This is a genomic window from Streptomyces litchfieldiae (assembly GCF_031845365.1).
Taxonomy (GTDB): Bacteria; Actinomycetota; Actinomycetes; order Streptomycetales; family Streptomycetaceae; genus Streptomyces; species Streptomyces litchfieldiae.
The window spans coordinates 1-21512 of sequence record NZ_JAVREL010000008.1 but is presented as its reverse complement, the minus strand read 5'-3'; the positions used below and the strand labels follow the sequence as shown (position 1 = coordinate 21512).

The 21512-nt window shown below is 71.2% G+C and carries 8 protein-coding genes; all 8 read left to right on the top strand.

The features are described from left to right. Positions 1 to 258: 258 nt before the first annotated feature. Positions 259 to 1128 carry a 2OG-Fe(II)-dependent halogenase WelO5 family protein gene (locus RM590_RS15265; RefSeq protein ID WP_311705103.1) on the top strand — a complete coding sequence of 290 codons (870 nt, stop codon included), beginning with the start codon at positions 259 to 261 and terminating at the stop codon, positions 1126 to 1128. After that, positions 1119 to 2087 (top strand): TauD/TfdA family dioxygenase, encoded by a 969-nt coding sequence (locus tag RM590_RS15260; protein WP_311705102.1) that lies wholly within the window; start codon positions 1119 to 1121, stop codon positions 2085 to 2087. The genes RM590_RS15265 and RM590_RS15260 overlap by 10 nt, the downstream gene beginning before the upstream one ends. 73 nt (positions 2088 to 2160) lie before the next feature. Further along, the gene (locus RM590_RS15255; RefSeq protein ID WP_311705101.1) at positions 2161 to 3672 is read left to right on the top strand and encodes an amino acid adenylation domain-containing protein; all 1512 of its coding nucleotides are present in this window, start codon (positions 2161 to 2163) and stop codon (positions 3670 to 3672) included. Between the two features lie 66 nt (positions 3673 to 3738). Further along, positions 3739 to 4854 carry a glycine amidinotransferase gene (locus RM590_RS15250; protein WP_311705100.1) on the top strand — a complete coding sequence of 372 codons (1116 nt, stop codon included), beginning with the start codon at positions 3739 to 3741 and terminating at the stop codon, positions 4852 to 4854. 149 nt (positions 4855 to 5003) lie between these two features. After that, the gene (locus RM590_RS15245; protein ID WP_311705099.1) at positions 5004 to 17357 is read left to right on the top strand and encodes a non-ribosomal peptide synthetase; all 12354 of its coding nucleotides are present in this window, start codon (positions 5004 to 5006) and stop codon (positions 17355 to 17357) included. 3 nt (positions 17358 to 17360) lie between these two features. Further along, complete coding sequence (locus RM590_RS15240) at positions 17361 to 18578, top strand: MFS transporter (protein WP_311705098.1); 1218 nt, start codon at positions 17361 to 17363, stop codon at positions 18576 to 18578. A gap of 64 nt (positions 18579 to 18642) precedes the next feature. Continuing rightward, the gene (locus RM590_RS15235; RefSeq protein ID WP_311705097.1) at positions 18643 to 20367 is read left to right on the top strand and encodes a carbamoyltransferase N-terminal domain-containing protein; all 1725 of its coding nucleotides are present in this window, start codon (positions 18643 to 18645) and stop codon (positions 20365 to 20367) included. A 16-nt stretch (positions 20368 to 20383) separates the two neighbouring features. Continuing rightward, positions 20384 to 21512 (top strand): condensation domain-containing protein (locus RM590_RS15230; protein WP_311705096.1); only part of this gene is annotated, 1129 nt, incomplete at its 3' end.

Here is a 21512-nt window from a genome sequence, read left to right as displayed (position 1 = left end):
CATCGGTATCTCCTGTTCCAGCCGCTATTGCCTCTTGCCGTTGGACAAGGTTCTTCGCAACGTGCTTGCAGTGTGAGTTCGGCCGCGTTCAATACTGTGGACGGCCATAGGTTACGAATGCCGTTGACCGGTCCTTCGGGAGGGGCCGGCCGACACGCGAAGACACGCACCGTTCGCCACGATCTTTCGCCGTATTCACCGCTGAGGCGCACCCGTATGGCCTCACTCGCGACATCACCTCGCTGGAGTGACTAGGACGTGAGCAAAGCCCAGGGCACAAGTAGTCGGCTGCCCCTTCTCGTCACCGGATGGGAAGGCGACCTCGGCTATTTTCGCTTCGAGGAGCACACCACATTACGCCCCGAGTCGATCGTGGAAATCCTGCGCGGTCGCCTGGCCGGCGTCGTCTTCCGCGGGGTGATTCCCGCGGCGACGTGCGCCGAACTGACCGACCGGTTCCTGACGAGTCCGGCACGCCGGGCGAGGGGGTCGGACGTGCCCGGTCAGTTCGTCGGGGCGTTCCACTACGCCAAGACCACCGACGACTATCTGCGCCAGGCAGCGGCCACCAGGTCCGCGCTCGACGAGATCCTCGACATGCCCGACGACCCTCTCGCCGCCCTCCGGCGGGAGCTCGGCGATGTCCTGGCCGACGAGGGCGTCGAACTGCGGCTCGCCCGGCACGACGGCCGCGAGGCGTGCCCGGCGATCCTTCGCTCCTGGGACGGCGAGGACGAGTTCGCGCTGGCCCCGCACGAGGATTACGGCCAGTGCACCGAGCCGGGACAGGCGGACTTCGAGATTCAGCGGGCCACCGCCCACCAGGTCGTGGCGATGAACATGTGCCTCACGAACGGCGCGGGCGGCCGGCTCATCGTGTGGAACATCAAGCCCGACGAGCCGAGCCGGCGGCGGCTGGGGCTCCAGTACACCGGCGTGCCCTATCCACTCGGCAGCCTGGCGGGTGTCGAGTCCATGTCGCTGGACGTACGCCCGGGCGACATCTACCTGTTCAACGGCTCGCATGTGCACGCGGTGGAGCCGAGCGCCGATCCCCTGGCCCGCCGCGTCACCCTGTCCGGTCTGCTGGGGTTCATCGACGAGAAGACGGTGGTTTCGTGGACGTGACCGCGCCGTTCCCGGACACCCCGCTGTCCTTCGCCGCCCCGGACGGCGGCGGCCCGGTGCTCCTGCGCCCCCCGGCGGGCACCGCCGACACGTACGCCTGGCTGAGCGAGAGCCGGCAGACGATCGACGGGATCCTGCTGCGGCACGGTGGTGTCGTCCTGCGGGATCTCGGCATCAATTCGGTGTCCGGCTTCAACAAGGCGGTTCAGCTTCTCCACCCCGACCTCCTCGACTATGTGAACCGGTCGACGCCCCGGACGAGGCTGGGCGGAAAGCTGTACACCGCGACGGAGTACCCGGCGGAGAAGACCATCGCGCTGCACAACGAGAGCTCCTACACCGACGTGTGGCCGGAGAAGATCTTCTTCTACAGCGCGGTTGTTGCCGCCGTGGGGGGCGAGACACCCGTCGCCGACAGCCGCGGTGTCCACCGGCGGATCGACGCGGCCGTCCGGGAGAAATTCGAGCGGACCGGCGTCCGTTACGTCCGGAACTTCACGGCCGGTATCGATCTGAGCTGGCCGGAAGTTTTTCAGACCGACGACCGGTCCCGGGTCGAGGAGTTCTGCGCCGCCCATGGAATCGACGTGACGTGGCGTGCCGGTCGGACGGAACTGACGACCACGCAGGTATGCCAGGCGACCGTCGCGCACCCCACGACGGGCGAGCGGGTGTGGTTCAACCAGGCGCATTTGTTTCACCTGTCGGCACTCGCCGAGCGCGAACAGCGGGCGTTGATCGACACGCTCGGCGAGGAAAACGTTCCGCGCAACGCGTTTTACGGTGACGGCGAGCCGATCGAGCGCGAGGTCCTGGAACACATACGCGACGTCTATGAGCGGGAAAAGGTGGTGTTTCCCTGGCGGCAGGGCGACATCATGCTGCTCGACAATCTCCTCGCCGCACACGGCCGTCAGCCTTTCCAGGGCACCCGCAAGGTGGTTGTCGCCATGGGCTGACTCGGCGGAGGGCCACCCCGTCGAGTGTAATTCACCGATTTCCCCCGCCCTGCCGCAAGGGAATGATCCAGCGATGAATGCCCTGTCCCCAGCAACCATTCACGGCCGTTTCACGACCCATGTCGCGCGCCGTCCCGACGCCGTCGCGGTCGAGTGGAACGGCCACAAGATCGGCTACGCGGCTCTCGACGCGCGGGCGAACCGCCTCGCCCACCGGCTCCTGCGGCTCGGGGTGGGCCCGGAGTCGAGGGTCGCCGTCTTCCAGGAACGCACCGCCGACCTCGTCGTGTCCCTGCTCGCCGTGGTCAAGGCCGGAGCGGCGTACGTCCCGTTGCACTCGGGATATCCGGCCGCTCGCCACAGCGCGGTGATGGCCGACGCGGGCGCGTCCGTCCTGCTGCTCGACCGGGCCACGCGCGCGGTCGGATTCGGCCATGACGCCCGGGTCGTCGTGGTCGACGACGACCCCGCGCTTGCCGCCGAGCCCGCCTCCGATCCCGGGATCGCCGGTCACGGCTCGGCCCTGGCCTGTGTTATGCACACCTCCGGTTCCACCGGGACGCCCAAGGGCGTCGCGCTGCCGCACCGAGCGGTGGTCCACGCGGCCGACGACGCCTGCTGGGTGAACGGGGCCCACCACAGGGTGCTCTTCCACGCCCCGTACGCGTTCGACGTCTCCGTCTACCAGGTGTGGGTGCCGCTGCTGACCGGCGGCCGGATCGTGGTGGCGCCGCCCGAGCCGCTGGACGGCGCGCTGCTGCGCTCGCTGCTGCTGCGGCACGAGCTGCGCGCGGTGCACCTGACCGCCGGCCTGTTCGGCGTCATCGCCGAGGAGATGCCGCAGGCCCTGGCCTCGCTGGTGGAGGTGCACACCGGCGGCGACGTGATCTCCCCGAACGGGGTGCACCGCGTGCTCCGCGCCTGCCCCGGCATTCGGGTCCAGCACCAGTACGGCCCTACCGAGACCACGTTGTTCGCCACCCATGGCGAGTTGACGGGCCACTGGGACAGCGGTCGCCCGCTGCCGCTGGGACAGCCGCGCGCTGGGGTGCGCGCCTATGTGCTGGACGAGACCCTGCGCCCGGTGGAGCCGGGCACCGCCGGTGAACTCTTCATCGCCGGCGACGGAGTGGCCCGCGGCTACTGGCGGCGGGCCGCGCTGACCGCCGAGCGATTCCTTCCGGACCCGCACGGTCCCCCGGGAGCCCGCATGTACCGGACGGGCGACCTGGTGCGCGTCGACGACGAGGGGGCCCTTCAATTCCTGGGGCGCGGCGACGGGCAGGTGAAGATCCGCGGTTACCGCGTCGAGGTGGGGGAAGTGGAGGCGGCCATCGAGGGCCAGCCCGGCGTGAGCCGCGCTGCGGTGGTGGTGACCAGGGACCCGCACGGCGAGCGGCAACTGGTCGCCTACGCCGTCCCGGAGGCCGGGAACGCGCCATCCGGCCGGAAAATCCGGATGCGGGCCGGCCGACTGCTGCCCGACTACATGGTGCCCGGCGTGGTCCGGGTCGTCGATGCGCTGCCGCTGACCCCGAACGGCAAGGTCGACCGTCAGGCGCTGCTGGACATGAGCGCCGCGTGAGGCCGGCGACGGATCATCGCCGCCCCCGCGCAGACAGTGCCGATTCCGCTGCGAAAGGACCAACTGATGAGTGACAACGGTCAGGACGCCCCGCCCGAGCGCGTGGTGAACACCTACAACGGCTGGGACCCGCTCGAGGAAGTCATCGTCGGAACCGCGTTCGGGGCCACGAAACCCGGCCACGAGCCCGCCTTCAACGCCTATGTCCGCTCGCCGCAGGACCGGCTGTCCCGAGCCGCCCGGCGACCGGCCGAGCTGATCGAGGCCGCCGAGATGCAACTGGACAATCTGGCCAGGGTGCTGGAGCAGGAGGGCGTTGTCGTGCGCCGTCCGACGCCCACGGACTTCTTCACCCCGGTACGGACGCCGACCTTCGAGGTGGCGGGCCAGAATGCCAGCGCCTGCCCGCGGGACGTGCTGCTGGTCATCGGCGACCAGATCGTCGAGGCGACGATGGGCATGCGGGTGCGGTTCTTCGAGTACCTGCCCTACCGCGAGCTGGTGCGGGAGTACTTCAACAGGGGCGCCCGGTGGGTCGCGGCCCCCAAGCCGTCCATGGCGGACGAGATGTACACCGCGGACTACTCGACCCAGGAAGTCGGCTTCGACGCCGACACCCACCCCTCGCTGACCGAGCTCGAACCGTGCTTTGACGCCGCCAGCTTCGCCCGGATCGGCAGGGACATCTTCTACCAGCCCGATGTGGTGACCAACGACTTCGGCGCCCGCTGGCTGGCCCGCCACCTCGGCCCCGAATTCCGTGTCCACCGCGCCCGGTTCAAGGATCCGCACCCTCAGCACATCGACGCGACCATGGTGCCGCTGCGGCCGGGCCTGGTCATGATGAACCCCGAGCGGCCCGCGCTCGACGACACGGTCGAGCTGTTCACGTCCAACGGGTGGGAGGTCGTCGAGGCCGTGCCCTCGGTCTCCGACACGATCCCGCGGCCGGACGAGGTCAGCAACTGGATCTCCATGAATGTGTTCAACGTGGACGAGGAGACGATCATCTGCGAGGAGCAGGAGGAGCCCATGATCAAGATGCTGGAAACGCTGGGCTTCCGCGTCATCCCGCTCCCGTTCCGCGACGTCTACCGCTTCGGCGGCAGCTTCCACTGCTGCACCACGGACATCAGGCGTCGCGGCGGGCTGAAGTCCTACTTCCCGAAGCTGGACGGCTGATCCGCGCCGGCGATCAGGTACCCGGCTCATCGAGCCGGGACGGAGTCCCACCCGAAACAGGAAGGTGCCAGATGTCCCCCACTTCGCAGGGTCACGCCGGCCACGGGACCCGGAGCCGCGCGGAGACCGGTACCGCCACGCGTCCGACCGTGCACGAGCTCATCGAGGCACGGGTGCGCGAGCAGCCGGACGCCGTCGCCGTCGTCCGTGGCGAGACGGAACTGACGTACAGGGAGCTGGACGACCGGGCCGGTCGGCTCGCCGTCCTGCTGCGCGAGAACCGGGACATGGGGCCCGACGACCTCGTCGCGATCGTCCAGGACCGCGGCGAGCACCTGATCGTCAGCATGCTCGCGGTCCTGAAGGCGGGCGGCGCCTATGTGCCGATCGATCCGGGCACCCCGGAGCAGCGGCTCGCGTTCCTCCTTCAGGACTCCGGCGCGAAGAGCGTTCTCACCACCGAGGCGCACGCCGCGCACCTCACCGCCCTGGCGGCGGGCGCCGGGTGCGCCGGCGTGGACGTCCTCGCGGTCGACGGCGAGGCGGCCGCGGACCGGATGGCACGGTCGGCCGGCTTACGCGCCGGGGCGCGGACCGGGGCGGAGCATCTCGCCTATGTCATCTACACCTCGGGCACGACCGGGCGGCCCAAGGGCGTCATGATCGAGCACCGCAGCGTGGTCAACTACATCGGGAACGTCCGGGACCGCACGGGGCTGTCCTCCGCCCACACCTGCGACTTCTCGACCAGCCCGGGATTCGACCTCACCGTGACCACGACCCTGGCCCCGCTGGCGCTGGGCGGCCGGATCGCCGTGTACGACGGCGACCCGCGGGACCTGGACGCCTACCGGGCGCATCTGATCCGGCACGGGGTCGACTTCCTGAAGCTGACTCCGGGCTACTTCGCGCTGCTGGCCGACATGGTGCACGAGACGGCCGTGACGACGGTCGTCCTCGGCGGGGAGAAGCTCAACCCGAAGATTCTGCGCAGGATCAGGACCGACGGGCGCCGGGCCCTGACGGTGTACGACGAGTACGGGCCCACGGAGACCACCGTCGGCGCCTCCCTCGGCACCGTTTTCCCGCTGCCCGGGGGGGAGCCGAACATCGGCACCCTGTACGACAACTACCGGGGCCACGTGCTGGACGCCGACGGGCGGCCGGTCGCGCCCGGCGAGGTGGGCGAACTGTTCCTCGGCGGCGCCGGCCTGGCCCGGGGCTATCTCAACCGCCCGGACCTGACGGCCGAGAAGTTCGTGGCCGACCCCTTCCGGATGCCGGGGAACGGCGCGGACGAAGCCGACGCCAGGCTCTACCGCACCGGCGACCTCGTGCGACAACTGCCCGACGGCAGCCTGGAGTACATCGGCCGCGACGACCGGCAGGTGAAGATCCGCGGCTTCCGGGTCGAACTGCGCGAGATCGAGGCCGCCCTCGAACAGCACGGCGATGTGGACCGGGCCGTGGCCGTCCTGCCCGCCGAACGCCCCGGCCACCCGGCGGGCGAGCTGATCGCGTACGTCGTGCCCGGGGAGTTCGGCTGCTCCGAGGCCGAGCTGGACGCGTATCTGGGCGGACTGCTGCCCGCGTACATGCGCCCCGGCACCTATGTCTTCCTCGAAACGCTGCCGCTGACCGCGAACGGCAAAACCGACTTCGACGCGCTGCCCCGGCCCGAACTGCCGCCCGCCGAGGGGCGGGTGCCGCCGCGTACCGAGCTCGAACGCCTCGTGCACGGGGTCTGGGCGGAGCTGCTCGGCCGCGGCGAGGGCACCTTCGGCGTCACCGACGACTTCTTCAAGCTCGGCGGCGACAGCATCGTCGCCGTTCAACTGCTGAGCAGGCTGCGACAGCGCCTCGGCCCGCACGTCTTCGTCGACGAGGTGCTCAACCACAACACGATCGAGCGGTTCTGCGCGCTGCTCACCGCCCGGCAGGCCGAGGGCGGCGCAGCGGTGCGGATCCTGACCGAGGAGCCCGAGCCCGCCGGAACCGTTCCGCTGCTGCCGATCCAGCAGTGGTTCTTCGACAACGACTTCGCACGGCCGGACCACTGGAACCAGGCGTTCCTGATCGCCACGCCCGCGCTGGACCCCGAACGGCTCCGGGAGAGCGTCCGGGCGCTCGCCCGGCACCACAGCGCCTTCCGCCTCCGGTACCGGCGCTCGGAGACGGGCGAGCCGGTGCAGTTCTACGCCGACGCGGCCCGGCCCGGCGAGCTGGTGACCGCCTCCGTGGGCGGCGACGCGGGTCTCCAGGATCTGCTGACCGCGTGGCAGGGCGACTTCGGCCTGGCCGACGGTCCCGTCCACCGCATCGGATACGTGGACGGGTTCCCGGACGGCGGCGCGCGGATCCTGATCGCCTGCCACCACCTCGTGGTGGACGCGCTGAGCTGGCGCATCCTGGCGGAGGACCTGGAGGACCTGTACCACGGCCGGACACCGGCCCCGGTCGGCAGCGGCTACCGCCAGTGGGCGCGGGCGCTGCACGACTATCCGGCGGAACACCCGGAGGAGCGCGACTACTGGCTCCGGGTGCTGGACGGGTTCGCGCGAACGGGCGACGCGGGTCTGCGCGCGCTCGTCCAAAGCCAGGACACCAGGACCGTGTCCGCCTGCGATCTCGACGCGGCGACGACCGACCGGCTGATCCAGGACACCAACCGCGCCTTCCACACGCAGATCAACGACGTCCTGCTGACCGCGCTCGCGCACGCGCTCGGCGAGGTCACCGGCCAGCGGGTGAACCACATCATTCTGGAGGGCCACGGCCGCGAGGAGATCGATCCGCGGCTGGACGTCTCGCGGACGGTCGGCTGGTTCACCACGATGTTCCCCGTCCGCCTGGCCGCCTCGGACGACTATCGCACCAGCCTGCGGGACATCAAGGAGACACTGCGGGCGATCCCCGCCAAGGGCATCGGCTACGGCGCGTTCTTCGGCTACGACAACGACCGGCTGCCCCGGATCAACTTCAACTACCTGGGCCGGTTCGGCGGCGCGGACGGCTCCTGGCGGATCACCCGGGAACCGGCCGGGGTGGCGGTGCACCCAGCCAACACCGACCCCAACCTCGTGACCATCAACGGGATGGTCCTCGACGGACGGCTCACCTTCACTTTTGTCAGCAAGCTCGGCGAGCGCGCCGCCGACCTGCTGGCCGACCGGTTCCGGCACACGCTGGTGGAGCTGATCGACGAGCTGTCCGCCATGGAGCGCACCTACCTCACGCCCTCCGATGTCGCCCACGTCGTCTCCCAGGAGCACCTGGACGAGACCCAGCGCGACCGGGAGATCGAGAGCGTCCACCTGGCCAACAGCCTCCAGCAGGGATTCATCTACCACGCCGTCACCCAGGGCCAGTTCGACGACGCCTACATCGTTCAGATGATCTGGACCTATGGCACCGGGATCGACCAGGACGCGCTGCACGAGGCGTGGCGGTCGGCGCAGCGCAAGTTCGCCGGGCTGCGGCTCAGGTTCGGCTGGCAGGAGAACCTGATCCAGATCATCGACGCCCGGGGCACCGTGGACTGGCGCGTCACCGATCTGACCGGCGTGCCGGAGGACGAGCAGGAGGAGGCGCTGCGCCGGATCCGGGCCGCCGACCGCGCCGAGCCCTACGACCTGACTCGCGGCTCGCTCTTCCGCGTCCACCTGATCACCTGCGGACCCGCCCGCGTCACCTGTCTGTTCAGCAGCCACCACTCGATCCTGGACGGCTGGAGCAACACCATCCTGCTCGACCACGTGCACGAGGCGTACGAGGACATCCTGGCCGGCCGGCCGGTGGACTCCGCGCCGGACTACGCCTACGCCGCGGTGCAGCGCTACCAGCAGGAGCATCGCGAGGACCACGCCGGGTACTGGCTGGATCACCTCGCCCGGTACGAGGAGCGGATGGACCTCCAGGGGATCCTGGCGCCGGAGGCCCGCGGACGCGGCGTCCGGGTCGACCAGGTGCGGCACACCCGGGAGATGCGAGAGATCCGGTTCTCCGTCACCGGCGCGCGGCACGAGGAGCTCAAGAGCCTCGGCCAGGAGCTCGGCGTCACCTCGAACGCGCTGTTCCTCTCCCTGTGGCACAAGGTGCTCGGCCTCTACAGCGGCAGTGGCCAGACCATCTCGGGTCTGGTGCTCTCGGGCCGGGCCGTTCCCGTCAGCGGCGTGGAGAACGCGGTCGGCCTGCTCATCAACACGCTGCCGCTGGTCGTCGGGCACGCCGACCCCGACGAGACGGTCGTCGAGGGCATCAAGGCAGTCCAGCGCCAGATCAACGAGTTCAACGCGCACAGCACCGTTGACCTCTCGTCGCTGCACGAGGGCGGCGGCCGGCTGTTCGACACGCTGTTCATCTACGAGAACTGGCCCAGGATCGCTCAGCACGGGTGGCAGGCCCGGCTGCGCGTCACCCACGACGGCGAGTACGAGAAGCTGGACTACCCGCTGACGGCCATCGTCTCCGAGACGCCTGAGGCCATCGAGTTCCGGCTCAGCTACGCCGAGGAGGTGTTCGACGGCGCCTGCGTCGAGCAGATGCTCCGCACGCAGCGCCACCTGCTCGACCAGGTCGCGGCCAAGAGCGGTGGTCCCTGGCGGGAGTTGAACCTGATCGACCCCGGCCAGCGGCGGCAGGTCACCGCGGCGCTGAACCCGCCGCCCGCCGACCCGCCGAGCGAGGAGCCGTTCCACCGGCGCTTCGAGGAGCAGGCGCGGCGCACGCCCGAGCGGATCGCGGTGATCGCCGGTGCCGACCGGCTCACCTACCGGGCCCTGAACGAACAGGCCAATCGGCTGGCGGACGTCCTCGGCCGCCACCACGGCGCGCGGCCCGGGGAGCCCGTCGTCCTCTACCTGGACAAGGGCATCGACCTGGTCGTCGGGATGCTCGCGGTCATGAAGGCCGGAGGGGCCTACGTGCCCCTCGACCCGGACACCCCCGAGGCGCGCACCGCGCACGTCCTCACCGACACCGCGGCACGCGTCGTCCTCACCACCGTCCGGTACCGCGACCGGCTGGCCGGCACCCCGGCCCGGGCCGTTCTCGCCCTGGACGCACCGGAGTTCGCCGGAACGCTGGCGGCCGCCCGGGACACCGATCCGCCCACGCCGGCCGACGCCTCCGCCCTGGCCTATGTCCTCTACACCTCCGGCACCACCGGCCTGCCCAAGGGAGTGATGATCGAGCACCGGTCGTTCTGCCTGGTGCTGGACGCGGTGAAGGCACGCCACTTCGGTGACCGGGCCGCCCTCAGCACCTACAGCGTGACCAGCCACGTCTTCGACATCTTTGGCCTGGAGTACGGCCTGCCGCTGCTCACCGGCGGCACCGTCGAGCTTGCCACCGGGCTGCCGGAGGCCCTGGACTGCCGCGGCCTCGATTTCGTCCAGATGACGCCGAGCGTCTGCGATCTCATGCTGGACCGGCTTACCGGGACCGAGGGCACGCTGCTGCTCATCGGCGGCGAACGGCTGAGCGAGGAGCTGCTGGACCGGGTGCTGGCCCGGTCGATCGACGCGGCCAACATGTACGGCCCGACCGAGACCACCATCTGGTCCACCTCCCGTTCCTACCCGCACACCGAGCCCCGGCCCGGCCCGGGCGTGGGCCTTGGGCTGCCCCTGGACAGTGAGACGGCGCACGTCCTGGACGCCTGCCTGCGCCCGGTGCCCGCCGGAGCGGTCGGCGAGCTGTTCATCGGCGGCGCCGGCCTCGCGCGCGGCTACCTCGGCAACGACGCGCTCACCGCCGAGAAGTTCCTGACCAGGGACGGCGAACGGCTCTACCGGACCGGGGACATGGTGCGCCTGCGCTCCGACGGCGAGCTGGAGTACCTGGGCCGCAAGGACTTTCAGGTGAAGATCCGCGGACACCGGATCGAGCTGGGCGAGATCGAGACCGCCCTGTCCCACTTCCCCGGGGTGCGCCAGAGCGTGGCCGTCGTCCGGGACACCGGCCGTGCGGCGCTGGTGGGCTACTACGTCGCGGACGGCGACGTCGACGCCGAGGCCCTGGCCGGCCATCTGCGGGCGGTCCTGCCCGCCGTCATGCTGCCCGATGCCACCGTCAGGCTGGCCAGCATGCCGCTGACGATCAGCGGTAAGGTGGACCGCGCCGCGCTGCCGGAGCCGGACGCGCCGGGCGGGCGCCGCCGCGTTCCGCCGCGCGACGCCACGGACGCCGGGGTGTGCCGCGTCATGGCGCGTGTCCTCTCCCTGCCGCCGGACGAGATCGGCATCGACGACGACTTCTTTCAACTGGGCGGCAACAGCATCCTGTCCATCAAGTTCGTCACGGCCCTCACCCGGGAGCTGGAAATCCCCGCCGGCCCCGGCCGGCTCCTGGCGCACCGGACCGTCCGCTCGTTCGTCGACAGCCTGCACGGCCTCGACAGCCGCGGCGGCGCGCCCGGCGACGGCGGCCGGGCGCCCGCCGTGCCGGAGATCCCACCCGCGCCCCGCACCGTGCCCGAGGACCAGGCGCTGTCGTTCGCGCAGGAACGGCTGTGGTTCATCGAGAAGTTCGAGGACGGATCCAACGCCTACAACCTGCCGCTGGTCTTCCGCCTCGCCGACGGCGTCGACATCGGGGCGCTGAGCCGCGCCGTCCGCGACCTCCACCGCCACCACGAGATCCTGCGCAGCCTGATCCGGGAGCGGCCGGACGGCGAGGGCTACCAGGTCGTGCGGGACATGGAGGCCGTGCCGCGGGAGATCGACACGGTCACTGTCGCCGATCGCGCGGTGATGCACGAGGACATGCGCGAGCAGGTGCGGCTGATCTTCGACCTCTCGGAGCAACTGCCCATCCGGGCACGCCTCTACGAGGTCGCCGACGACCACAGCCGCTACTTGTCCTTCGTGATCCACCACGTGGCGTTTGACGGCTGGTCCACGGACATCGTGCTCCAGGACCTGACCACCTTCTACCGGCTGCACGCCCAGGCGCCCCCCGGCACCGACCCGGTCGCCGACCTGCCGGTGCCCGCCCTCCAGTACCGGGATTTCGCGGCGTGGCAGCGCGAGTACCTCTCCGGGGGGCGCGTCGAGGACCTGATGCGGTTCTGGCGGGACAAGCTCGACGGCTTCGAGACCCTGGCGCTGATCACCGACCACCCGCGGCCGGAGACGCTGGACTACCGGGGCGCCGACATCATCCTCGACGTGGAGCCCGAGGTGTCGCGGCACCTGCGCGAACTGGCCAAGGAGCTGAAGGTCAGCCTCTTCAGCCTGCTGCTCAGCGGCCACTTCCTCACGCTGCGCTGCTTCAGCGGCCAGGACGACATCGTCGTCGGAACGCCGTTCGCCAACCGGGACCACCCGCAACTGGAGCGGCTCGTCGGCTTCTTTGTCAACACCCTGCCGCTGCGCTCCCGCATCGATCCCGACGGCCCGCTGCTGGACTACATCCGGGCCACCGCCGCGGAGGTCGTGGAGGTGCTGGCACACCAGGAGCTCCCCTTCGAGCGGCTGGTCGAGGGCATCAACGTGCCCCGGGACATGAGCCGGCACCCCGTTTTCCAGGTCGCCTTCGGCGTGCAGAGCTTCGGCGCGCCGCCCCGCGACGGCACGGACGGGGAGCCGGAGGTGCTGCGCCTCTCGCCGGAGACCACGATGCTCTACGACGTGGCCCGGTTCGACCTGAGCACCTTCGTGGACGACTCCGGCGACAGCCTGCGCATCAGCCTCAACTACGCGACCAGCCTTTTCGATCCGGCGACCGTCCAAAGCCTGGGCGACACCTATCTGACGGTGCTGCGGCAGTTCGCCCGACTGGCCGGCCGCGGCGCCTCCCGCGACGAGCTCACCGTCGCTGACCTCTCCTACCTGAGCGAGGAGAAGTCCCGGGAGCTGCTGGACCGGTGGAGTGCTCCGCGAGCGCGCTACGACTCCGACGCCCTGTTGCACCGGCTGTTCGAGGCGCGGGCCGAGGCCGCCCCGGATCGGATCGCGCTAGTCTGGAAGGGCAGGCGGCTCACCTACCAGGAACTGAACGAGACCGCCAACCAGTTCGCCCACCACCTGCTCGGCGACGCCCGCCCCGAGCCGGACTCCCTGGTCCTGCTGTGTCTGGACCGCAGCGACTACCTGATCCAGTCCATCCTGTCCGTGCTCAAAGCCGGCGCCGCCTACGTTCCCGTGGACCCGGCCTACCCCGACGAGCGGATCGCCTTCATCCTGCGGGACACCGGGGCGCGGGCCGTCATCACCAACCGGCGGCACGCCGGCCGCCTGACGCGGATCGCCGAGGGGACGCCGCACCCGGACGGCGTGCCGCCGGCCGTGTTCGCCGTCGACGACCCCGAGTTCCTGGACCGGCTCGACGAGGAACCGCTCACCAACCCGGACACCCCGGCTACCAGCGGCAACCACGCCTATGTGCTGTACACCTCCGGCACCACGGGCACGCCCAAGGGCGTACCGCAGTCCCACGCCAACGTCGTCCGCCTGTTCATGGCCACCGACGAGGTGTACGACGTCCGGGAGGACGACGTGTGGACGCTGTTCCACTCCTACACCTTCGACTTCACCGTCTGGGAGATGTGGGGGGCGCTGCTCTACGGCGGCCGGCTCGTCGTGCCCGGCTTCGAGGAGACCCGTGACCCGAAGCTCTTCTACGCGCTGTGCCGCCGGGAGCGCGTCACCATGCTGTGCCAGACGCCCACGGCCTTCTTCCAGTTCATGGACGTCGCGCTGACCAAGGACGACCGGCAGCGGGTGGACGACCTGCGGTACGTCTTCTTCGGCGGCGAGGCCCTCAACGTTCCGCTCCTGCGCTCCTGGTACGAGCGGTACGACGCCGGCCTGCCGCGGCTGGCCGCCGGATACGGCACCACCGAGACCACCGTCTTCACCTGCGCCAAGCTCTACGACGAGACGGACGTCAGCTCCACCGACATCGGCACGCTCCTGCCCGACGTGGCCGGTTACGTCCTGGACCAGCGGCTGCGGCCGGTGCCGGTCGGCGCCGTCGGCGAACTGTTCATCGGCGGCGAGGGCCTGGCCGAGGGCTACCTCAACCGGCCGGAGCTGACGCGTGAGCGGTTCATCCCGAACCTCTACCAGTCACCGGCGGACCGGGCCGACCGCGGCACGTCGCCGCTGGGGCGCAACGCCCGGCTGTACCGCAGCGGGGACCTGGTGCGCTGGTCCCCGGACGGCAGCCTGGAGTTCGTGCGCCGCAACGACTTCCAGGTCAAGGTCCGCGGCCACCGCGTCGAACTGGGCGAGATCGAAACGGTCCTGGCCGGCTTCCCCGGCGTGCGGCAGTGCGCGGTCGTGGTCCGGGCCCGCGGGGAGGGCGCCACCCTGGCCGCCTACTACACCGCCGCGGAAGCGCTCGCCACCGTCGACATCCTGGAATTCCTGCGGGCGAAGCTGCCCGAGTACATGATCCCGTCCGCGCTCGTGCGCTTGGACCGGCTGCCCCGCACGATCAGCGGCAAGCTGGACACCAGGGCACTCCCGGAGCCCGAACTGATCGCCACCGACGACTTCCTCGCCCCCAGCACCCCCGCGCAGGCGCGGGCCCGGGAGGTGATGGCCGAGGTGCTGGGCGTGCCGGCGGAACGGATCGGCGTCCGGGACGACTTCTTCAACCTGGGCGGCAACAGCATCCTGTCGATCAAGCTGGTCGGCCGGCTGAGCAAGGCGCTCGACGCGGACGTCAGCATTGCCGCGCTGTTCCGGCACCGCTCGATCGCCGAGCTGCTGAACAACCTCGACCTGGCCGAAACCCCCACGGCCGCCATCCCCCGGCTCGACGCGCGGGAGGAGTCCGCCCAGGTCCTGTCGTCCGCGCAGGAACGCCTGTGGTTCGTGGACCGCTACGAACAGGGCGGCAACGCCTACAACATCTACCTGCTCTACGAGGTGCTGCCCGGCACGGACCTGGACGTCCTGGAGCGCGCCATCCGGGCGGTGTTCCAACGGCACGACGTGCTCAGGACGGTGATAGCGGAGAACGCCGACGGCGAGCCCTACCAGCGCCTCTTGGACGTGCCGCTGGCCGTCGACCGCGTGCGCGTGGCGGACACCGCCGAACTGAACGCCCGGGCACGGCAGGACGCCGAACGCGGCTTCGACCTGACCGCCGAGTGCCCGTTCCGCGTCTCCTTCTACCTCCCGCCCGAGGGCTCCGGCCGCCCGGCCGTCGTCGGGCTCTACGCCCACCACATCGCGTTCGACGGCTGGTCGGCCGATCTGCTGCTCGCCGAGGTGGGCACGTTCCACACCCACTTCGCACGGCCGGACCACGGCCCGGACACGCCCCCGCCGCTGCCCGAACTACCCATCCAGTACCGGGACTTCGCCGCCTGGCAGCGAAGCGGGCTGGACGGCGGACGGCTGCCCGCGCTGCTGGACCACTGGCGCGCCCGGCTGGCGGGCCACACCACGCCCCACCTGGCGACGGACCACCCCAGGCCGCCCCGGTTCGACTACCGCGGCGCGTACCTCACCCTCGAATTCGACGCGGACGTCTCCGTGGCCCTGCGCGATCTGGCCAAGGAGCTCAACGTCAGCCTGTTCCACGTGCTGCTGACCGGCTGGTACCTCATGCTGTCGGTGTACTCCGGCCAGGACCGGCTGATCGTCGGGGTGCCCGCGTTCAACAGGCAGCACCCGGCGACCCATGATCTCATCGGATGTTTCATCAACTCCCTGCCGATCGGCTTCACCATCGAGCGCGACGATGATGTCAGGACGCTCATCGGCAAGGTCGCCGACCGGATCATGGAGGCGCAGCAGCACCAGGACCTGCCCTTCGAACGGCTCGTCGCCGAGCTGGGGTTGGCCCGGGACGCGAGCCGGCACCCGCTGTTCCAGGTATGGTTCGACGTCCACTCATTCGCCCAGACCGCGGCGGACCACGACGGCGGGAGTCCGCATGCCGCTCCAGAGGCCCCGCTGCGCACCTACGCGTTGAACGACGCCGCTTCGGACGGGCGTCAGGAGATCATCACCCGGTTCGACCTCAGCGCCGAGATCAACGACGGCGGGCAGACCCTCGTCGGCACGTTCACCTACGCCCTCAGCCTGTTCGACCGGGGCACCGTGGAAGGGCTGGTCGCCCTCTACCGGACGATCCTGGAGCAGTTCGCCGCGACGGCCGACACCCCCGTCGGCGAGCTGCGCCACGTCACGCCCGGCGAACGGGACGCCCTCGTCGCCCTCGGCCGCGGGACCTCGCTGCCCTGCCCGCCCGATGCCGCCGTCCCCGCCCTCTTCCGCGCCCGGGCCGACCGTTCGCCCACCGCGCCGGCCGTGGTCGCCGGTGACACGCGCCTGACCTACGGGCAGTTGGAGCAGATGTCCGGTGAGCTGGCCGGGCACCTGGTCCACCGCCGCGGCGTCACCGCGGGTGAACCGGTCGCCGTGTGCGCCGACGGCAGCGCGGACTCCGTCGTCGCGGCTCTGGCGATCTGGCGCGCGGGCGCCGTCTGTGTGCCGTTCGCCCCGGACGAGTCGGCGGAACGGATCCGCCACATCCTGCGGGACAGCGCGGCCCGGCTCGCGCTGTGCGCCGAGGGCCCGGCGGGCGTTCCGGACAGGGTGACGGTGGTGCCGCTCACCGGCGCCCGGGCCGGGGACGCCGGACCGCGGCCGTGGCGGGACCGGCCGACGACGGGCGGGGACCTCGCCTGCGTGTGGTACCCGCCGGGCTCGGACCGGGGAGTGCTGATCGAGCATGGGGCGCTCGTCCACCACGCGTACGCGGCCGGCGCCGACCTCGGCCTGGGCACGGACGAGGTCATCCACCCGCACGACGGAGCCGTCACCGCGACCTGCCTGGCCCTGCTGAACGGGCACACCCTCCTGCTGCACCCCGGCCCCGCCGCGCGGGACAACGGAGCGGCGCCCGGCGGGAACCTCGCCGCGTATCTGCGCGCGCACGGAGCCACGCACGTCGAGGGCACGCCCGCCTTCTTCGAACGGCACGACCTGACCGGGCTCACGGGCCTGCGGCGCGCGGTCGTCACCGGCCCCGGGCCGGCCCCGGCCGCGTCGGCACGGCTCGCCCGGGACGGCGGCACCGAGGTGTTCACCGCCTACGGGACGCCGGAGACGACCGGCACCGTCCTCGTCCACCCCGCCCGCGACGGCGACCGGGCGATCGGCAGGCCGGGGGCCAACTCCCAGGTGCTCGTGCTGGATTCGCGGCTGCGGCCGGTGCCGGTGGGCGCGGTGGGGGAGCTGTTCGTCGCGGGCCCCGGCCTGGCCCGGGGCTATCTCGACGACGAGCGCGGCACGGAGCACGGGTTCGTCGCCAACCCCTTTCGGACGGCGCGGGAGCGGGCCGAGGGACGCAACGCCCGCCTCTTCCGCACGGGCGTACCCGTGCGCTGGCGCGCCGACGGCGTCCTCGTTCGCGTCACCCCGGACGAGAGCGGGACGCCCGCCACCAGGACCAGGGCGCCGGGGCGAACCGCCGGCCGGCGCCTGCCCCGGCCGGGGGCGCCAAGGGCGCTGACGCGCGGAACCGCAGAGGAGCTGTAGAGGATGCTGCCGCAGGCTTACCGCCGCGTGCTCGGGTTGCCCCGGGTCCGGGGAACGATTCTGCTGATGTTCGTCGCACGGCTGCCCATGACGACCATGGGCATCGCGATGACGCTGCACGTCGTGGAATCCCTCGACCGCGGCTACGGGGAGGCCGGCCTTGTCGGCACCGCGACGACCATCGGGGGCGCCCTGGGGGCGCCCGCGGTCGGCCGGATGATCGACCGGCACGGCCTGCGGCGGGTGGTCGCCGTCTGCGGCACGTTCTCGACCGCCTTCTGGCTCACCGCGCCGCACCTGCCCTATGTCGCGCTGGCCGTGCTCGCGGTGCCCGCCGGTCTCCTGACCGTGCCCGCGAACTCGCTGACCCGTCAGTTCCTCACCGCGCTGGTGCCGGAGGAACAGCGGCGGCCCGTGTTCACCCTGGACACGACCCTGGCCGAGGCGTCGTTCATCATCGGGCCGACGCTGATCGTCCTGGTGACCACTCAGTTCTCCACGGAGACGGCGCTCACCGGCATCGGCGTCTGCATCGGCCTGACGTCGGCCGTGCTGTACGTGACGAACCTGCCGATCCGGGCCGCGCGGGAAGTGACCCCCGGGGAGGCGACGGCCCGGCCGCGCATGCGGCACTGGCTGGACGGCCGGCTGGTGGCGGCCCTGCTCGTCTCGGTTGGCGCGCTGTTCACCCTGGTCGGCACCGAGATCGCGCTGATCGCGGCGCTGCGGGAGAACGGCGAGACGGCGTGGACGGGCGTGGTCATCGCCATGATGTCCGTCGCGTCGATCGCCGGTGGCCTGGTATACGGCGCCGCCAAGAAGTCCCTGCCCCAGGCCACCCTGGCGGTGCTGCTGGGCGCTCTGGTGATGCCCGTCGGCCTGTTCGACCACCCCTGGTGGCTGCTGGGCATCGCCCTGATCCCGATGAACCTGATGTGCACGCCCACGCTGGTCGCGTGCACCGAGACGGTGAGCAGGCTCGCCCCGCCCCAGGTGCGGGGCGAGGCCATGGGGCTCCAGGACTCGGCCACCCGGCTGGGGATCGCGCTGGGCAGCCCCGTGGTGGGCCTGGTGATCGACCACGGCTCGGCCGGCTGGGGATTCGCCGCCGCCGGGCTGGGCGGCCTGCTGATCACCGGGGTGGGCTTCCTGTGCCAGCGGCCGGTGCCGGCCCCTGCCGAGCCGGAAGTGCCCACGCACGAGCCGGAAGTCCCCGCCTGAGCCGCGGACACCGGCAGCGGTATCCCGAACGTAAGCACGCCGAGCCAGAAAGGCTTGTCGGACCATGTTGATCTGCGGAATCAAGATCTCGCACGACGGCGGAGTCGCTGTGATCGAGGACGGCCGTCTTGTGTTCAGCGTCGAAGTGGAAAAGCTCGAGAACGGGCGCCGGTACAGCTACCTGGGGGACCTGGACCGGGTGACGCGGATCCTCGCGTCGGAGGGCATCGCCCCCTCCGACGTGGACCGTTTCGTCGTGGACGGGTGGTACACGCGGGGTGCCGACGGCGCGCCGGCGATAGCGACCCGCAGTGGCGGCGACCCCCTGGAACTCCCCGTCGCCTGGTACCAGGACGGCGTCGGCACCGGCGGCCCGGTGGAGCGCTTCACCTTCGCCGACCACGACTTCGGCGCGGCGCGCGGCGGTTACGCCAGCTACCACCATGTCAGCAACCATCTGATGGGCGCCTACTGCTCCAGTCCGTTCGCCCGGCGCGGCGAGGACGCCATGGTCCTCGTCTGGGACGGCGGCGTGATCCCCCGCCTCTACCACGTCGAGGCCCGCACCCGCACCGTCGGCGCGGCGGCTCTGGGCCTGCCGGTCATGGGCAACAGCTTCGCCGACTTCAGCTCGCAGTTCGAGCCGTTCCACCGGGACACCAGCGGACTCGACGCGGACGAGGTCATCCGGCACCACCTGTCCATCGCGGGCAAGGCCATGGCCTACGCGGCGCTGGGCACCGTCGAGGAGACCGCGTTCCCGGTGTTCGACGACATCATCGCCGGCTTCTCCACGGTGTCCCAGGACAACGCCAAGGAGATCGGCGAAAAGATCGCCGTCAACCGCGACCAACTGCTGCCCGGTCTGTCGAACGCGGACCTCATAGCCACCTTCCAGGCGTACCTCGGCGACCTGCTGCTGCGGCGGCTGACCGCGCTGATGGGGCGCCGGCTGCCCTGGCAGCGCCCCTCCGACCTGCTGCGGCGCGGTGCCTCCTGGAAACCGAACCTGGTGCTCGGCGGCGGCTGCGCGCTCAACATCAAGTGGAACAGCATGCTGCGCGACAGCGGGCTGTTCGCCGACATCTGGGTGCCGCCGTTCTCCAACGACTCGGGGGCGGCGATCGGCACCGCGTGCTGCGAGATGTTCCGCGAGGACGGCCGGACGGCCCTGGACTGGAACGTCTACAGCGGACCGTCCCTGGTGCCCGGGGGCGTGCCGGCCGGCTGGCACGTCCGGCCCTGCGACGAACGGCAGTTGGCCGAGCTGCTGCACACCGAGGGCGAACCTGTGGTCGTACTGTCCGGCCGGGCCGAGATCGGCCCCCGGGCGCTGGGCAATCGCAGCATCCTCGCGCCCGCGACCGACCCGGCCATGAAGGACCGGCTCAACCACATCAAGGACCGGGCCGCCTACCGGCCCGTGGCCCCGATCTGCCTCACCTCGCGGGCGGCGGAGGTCTTCGCCCCCGGCGGCAGCGACCCCTACATGCTGTTCGAGCACCACATGCGCCCCGGCTGGGCCGAGCGGGTCCCCGCGATCGTCCACCTGGACGGCACGGCCCGGCTCCAGACCATCGACGAACGGGCGGGCAGCGTCACCGGCCGGATCCTGACCGCCTATGAGCGCCTCAGCGGCATCCCCGTGCTGTGCAACACCAGCGCCAACCTCAACGGACGCGGCTTCTTCCCGGACGTCGCCTCCGCGGCCGCGTGGGGCGGCACCCGCTACATCTGGTCGGAACAGCGCCTGTACACCCGCCTCGACCGGCCCGCCTCGGCCGCCTGACACCCGCGGAGATCCCATGAACGATCACTCGGTCATCGGCACCTCCCCATCAGGGTCCCCCGAACTCGCGGCCATCGAGGACGTCGTGGCGGCACACCCGGGCATCTCCCGCGCCGTGGGAGTGCTCCTGGCGTACGAGGACGACGACGGGGACGCGTACGAACTGCTCGTGGTCTACGCCGTGCCCGCCCCGGGCGGCCCGGTCCCGACCGAGGCCGAGATCCGCGCCCATGCCGGTGAGCGGCAGCCGGGGTATGCCGTCCCGGACGTGGTGGTGTTCCTCCAGGACCTGCCGTACACGGCGTCCGGCGAGGTGGACCGGGCCGCGCTGCCCCCGCCCCGCCTGCTGACCGGCGCCGGCCGCGCCGCGCGTACCCCCCAGGAGGAGCTGTTGTGCGCGCTGTTCGCGGCGGTGCTCGATGTGCCCGGGGTGGGGGTGGACGACGACTTCTTCGAGCTGGGTGGTCATTCGCTGCTGGCGACGCGTCTGGTGAGCCGTGTCCGGTCGGTGATGGGGCTGGAGGTGTCGGTCCGGGACCTGTTCGAACGGCCGACGGTGCGCGCCCTGATGGAACACGGCACGCGCGCGGCCGAGCGGACCGCGCCGCTGGTGCCGGCGGAGCGTTCCGCCCGGGTTCCGGCGAGCTATAGCCAGCAGCGGATGTGGTTCATCGAGCAGTTGGAGAGCACGGGTTCGCTGTACAACGTGCCGCTGGCGCTGCGGCTGTCGGGGCGGCTGGACCGGGTGGCGCTGGAGCGGGCGCTGGCCGATGTGGTGGCCCGGCACGAGGCGTTGCGGACGGTGTACGAGGAGTCCGACGGCGTGCTGTACCAGGTGATCCGGGACGCCGCGGATGTCATCGGCACCGCTGTCGGGTTACGGGTGGCCGCCGTGCCGGAGGCGGGGCTGCGGGAGGCGCTGGCGACGGAGGCCGCGCGGCCCTTCGAACTCGGCACACAACTGCCGCTGAGGGCCACCCTGTTCGAGATCGGACACGAACAGCACGTGCTCGCGCTCGTGTTGCATCACATCGCGGTGGACGGTTGGTCGGTGGGGGTGGTGCTGCGGGATGTGGGGGTGGCGTACGCGGCGCGGGTGGCGGGGCGGGTGCCGGTGTGGGAAGTGCTGCCGGTGCAGTGTGCGG